The following is a 3256-nucleotide window of genomic DNA, read 5'->3' on the forward strand; positions in this document are numbered from 1 at the left end:
GCAACTGGACTACCCCCGGTACGGTAGACAAATTCCAGCCTCACATTGAGGCGCGTTCAAACGCCTCGGCAACGTCAGCCAGGCTGGAGCCGAACAGTGGCTCCGCGACGAGCAGCATCGGATCGACGCCAAACGTGAACAGAGCCTTCAACGCTAGTTCTGCGATGCGGCGGAAAAACACTTGATGAAGTGTGGGCACCGTGAAAAGCGCACCATCGAAATCATTGCCTATCACATCAATCTGGTGCTGCCGCACATCGGCAGCGAGCCATTGAATAGCGTCCATTCAGGAACCATGCAGCTTTTCATCAACAAGCGACTTAAAGAAGACCGGGTTTCGCCAACCACAGTGAATCGTACGCTGGAAGTCGTGCGCACGATTCTGAACCGGGCGGCGCGCTCCTGGCGCGATGAAGATGGCGCTCCCTGGTTGTCATCGGCACCCCTGATTGAAATGCTGAAAGAAGCACCCCGCAAACCGTATCCCATTACCTGGGAAGAGCAGGAACGGCTGTTGAATGAACTGCCATTGCATCTGCAAAAAATGGCGCTGTTTGCCCTCAACCGGCCTGCGTGACAAGAATGTATGCGGATTGCAGTGGCGCTGGAAAGTTATGATTCCCGGATTGAAGTGCAGCGTCTTCGTGATCCCACCTGAAGAGTTCAAGTCCGGCCGGCACCATGTGGTGGTTTTAAACGATGTCGCGCGCCAGGTAGTGGAGTCGTGCCGAGGACAGCATCCGGACTATGTCTTTGTCGATCGACATCCGCAGAAATACGCGCCGGCGGACCGGATCAGGACGATGAACAACACGGCCTGGCAAAATGCGCGGGCGCGCGCAAATTTGCGACGGTTTCGGGTGCATGACATGCGACATACGTTCGGTCAGCGTCTGCGACAGGCCGGCGTGTCCAGCGAAGACCGGATGCTGCTGATGGGGCACACTTCGAACGACATGGCCGGCCTCTACGCGACGGCCACGATCGCGGGATTGAGCGAGATGGCAAATGCAGTGCTGCAGGACACGCGCGACACGTCGACGGTGTTGCGCGTGATAAATCGAAGGGAACACAGTCGCGCAAAAGTCGCGCAGTAAACGAGAAAGGGGTCAGTCCTTTCGGACTAACCCCTTGGTATTACTGGTGCGGCTGGCAGGAATCGAACCCACGACCCCTTGGTTCGTAGCCAAGTACTCTATCCAGCTGAGCTACAGCCGCGAAGACAAAAGTATAGCACGCCCTCAACTATTTTTGGAAGAGCGTTTTTTATTTTGCATTCAAGAGCGGCAATTTCCTGCTTGATCAATTGTTATCCTGGCGGGCGATTTCGGTTTTCAAAACACCGTGTTCACTACGCCTGAGCTGACAGGTGTCGCCCGTAGCCAACAAATCGCGCCGAACAAGCGGATTTTTCGAGTTTGCTCGGCAGGCGAAATTGTTTGGAAACGACTTATGATAAAGTCGTTCAAAAACTTTCCTCACGACAATTATTGTGTTGAGCATCCTCGCGCTGGATTCGTGCCGGCGTATCCCTTTACCGGATTCGCGGCACGTTGTGCCCAGGGCATTACTACGCGAAGGACTGCATCAAACACCGTTTCCAGAACATGCAAGGAAGATAACCTCATGCGGCTTAGCTCGATCCATTTTGTTGCCGCAACCCTTCAGCTCTGCGGTCTGTCGGCTTCCGCCGCCGCAGCGGATCTGACAATTGACGTCAAGGATTCTGCCGGTGCGCCGGTCATCGATACGGTTATCTATGCCGAGCCGCTGTCCGGACCGGTAGCGGCCTCAAAAAGAAGCACCGTCGTCATTGAACAAAAGGGGCGAAAGTTTCTTCCGCTTGTCAGCGTCGTTCAAGCCGGGACTGACATCTCCTTTCCGAACAACGATTCGGTACGGCATCATGTTTATTCGTTCTCACCGGCCAAATCCTTCGAACTGCAGCTTTATTCCGGGGTACCCGGCACACCGGTCCATTTTGACAAACCTGGCACCATAGTAGTCGGCTGCAATATTCACGACAAAATGATCACATATATTCACGTCGTGGCGACGCCCTACTTCGGGAAAACCGATAACGGCGGAAAGATTGTTCTGTCCGGTCTGCCCGCCGGAAAATATCGCATCAAAGCATGGCACTATGGCTTGCCACAAACTGCGCCATTACCGGAGCAACTCGTCACTCTCTCATCGACTGACGAGATTATTGCTTTCAAAGTCAACGTGAAAGCCGGTTCGGCATCTCAATAGGACGACTTCCATGCGCATGCGAAGCCTAGAAAGCCGCATCGTTCTATTGTTCCTGGTATTGATTCTTGCTGTGCAGGCGGCAGGTTTCATAGCGATCCGCATCGGCATCGACCAGAACGCCAGAGCATCGATACAGCAGGAACTTGTCGTCGGCGAACGCGTATTCCGCCGATTGCTCGATCTGTACGCGCACAACCTCACCCAGGGTGCACGGGTTCTGGCATCGGACTACGGATTCAAGCAAGCAATCGCAAGCGACGACAGCGAAACGATCGTGTCGGCGCTCGCCAATCACGGAGAGCGCATCGGCGCATCGCACGCAGTGCTTGTGGCAGCGGACCGCAGTATCAAAGCATCGACCACGGGCAAGCTGTTGGGAAGTTTCGAAAACTCGATTATTGATTTACTGGATGCCGCCGACAAAAGCGACGGCGCCACCGGCAACAACATCATCGATAACCAGCCATACCAGGTCGTCGTCGTCCCGGTAAAGGCGCCGGTAACGATAGGCTGGGTTGCTATGGCATTTCCGGTCGCCCGTCAACTCGCAACAGATATGCGGGAACTCTCGCTGATGCATATTTCCGTGCTGGTCAACGCTCCGACTGAAGATTGGGCAGTAACCGCTTCCTCGCTTCCCGCCGCTGCGTCCACGGAACTGGCTCGGCGCATGGAGACAATCGGCTCACGTCCGCGATTCATTTCTCAGATCCGCATCGCGGACGCCGATTACAGCGCGCAGATCCTGGTGTTCGCAGAAGATGCAAAACAAACGGCAGCGGTGGTCCTGCAGCATTCAATCAGCGACGCTATCGCGCCTTATCAAAGGCTGCAATTGATTCTGCTGGTTCTCACCGCACTTGGCATCATGGTGACATTCGCCGGAAGCATGATCATGGCGAGACGCATCACCCGGCCGTTGAGGCAGTTGAGCGATATTGCGAAAAGACTGGGCGCAGGCAACTATGAAGGCCGCATCGACATCGGCAAGAATGACGAGATC

The 3256-nt window shown here is 55.0% G+C and carries 5 protein-coding genes and 1 tRNA gene; 4 read left to right on the forward strand and 2 right to left on the reverse strand.

Annotation, left to right across the window (positions count from 1 at the left end; genetic code table 11):
• Positions 1-40 precede the first annotated feature (40 nt).
• Positions 41-286: a hypothetical protein gene (locus VGU61_RS11665; RefSeq protein ID WP_326859298.1), complete on the reverse strand. Its 246-nt coding sequence runs from the start codon at positions 284-286 to the stop codon at positions 41-43.
• Positions 287-349: 63 nt separating this feature from the next.
• On the opposite strand from VGU61_RS11665, the gene VGU61_RS11670 reads away from it, so the two are divergent.
• Positions 350-577, forward strand: a complete 228-nt coding sequence (locus VGU61_RS11670) for a hypothetical protein (RefSeq protein ID WP_326859299.1) — start codon at positions 350-352, stop codon at positions 575-577.
• A gap of 37 nt (positions 578-614) precedes the next feature.
• Positions 615-1097 (forward strand): tyrosine-type recombinase/integrase, encoded by a 483-nt coding sequence (locus VGU61_RS11675; RefSeq protein WP_326859300.1) that lies wholly within the window; start codon positions 615-617, stop codon positions 1095-1097.
• Between the two features lie 44 nt (positions 1098-1141).
• On the opposite strand, the gene VGU61_RS11680 is transcribed toward VGU61_RS11675, so the two are convergent.
• Positions 1142-1218 (reverse strand) — tRNA-Arg (locus tag VGU61_RS11680).
• 126 nt (positions 1219-1344) lie between these two features.
• Here VGU61_RS11680 and VGU61_RS11685 point away from each other — a divergent pair.
• A complete protein-coding gene (locus VGU61_RS11685) occupies positions 1345-2253 on the forward strand; it encodes a methylamine utilization protein (protein ID WP_326859301.1) in 909 nt (302 codons plus the stop codon).
• A 10-nt stretch (positions 2254-2263) separates the two neighbouring features.
• Positions 2264-3256 (forward strand): cache domain-containing protein (locus VGU61_RS11690; RefSeq protein WP_326859302.1); only part of this gene is annotated, 993 nt, incomplete at its 3' end.

Origin of the sequence: Noviherbaspirillum sp. (genome assembly GCF_035944575.1) — a bacterium.
Lineage (GTDB): Bacteria > Pseudomonadota > Gammaproteobacteria > Burkholderiales > Burkholderiaceae_D > Noviherbaspirillum.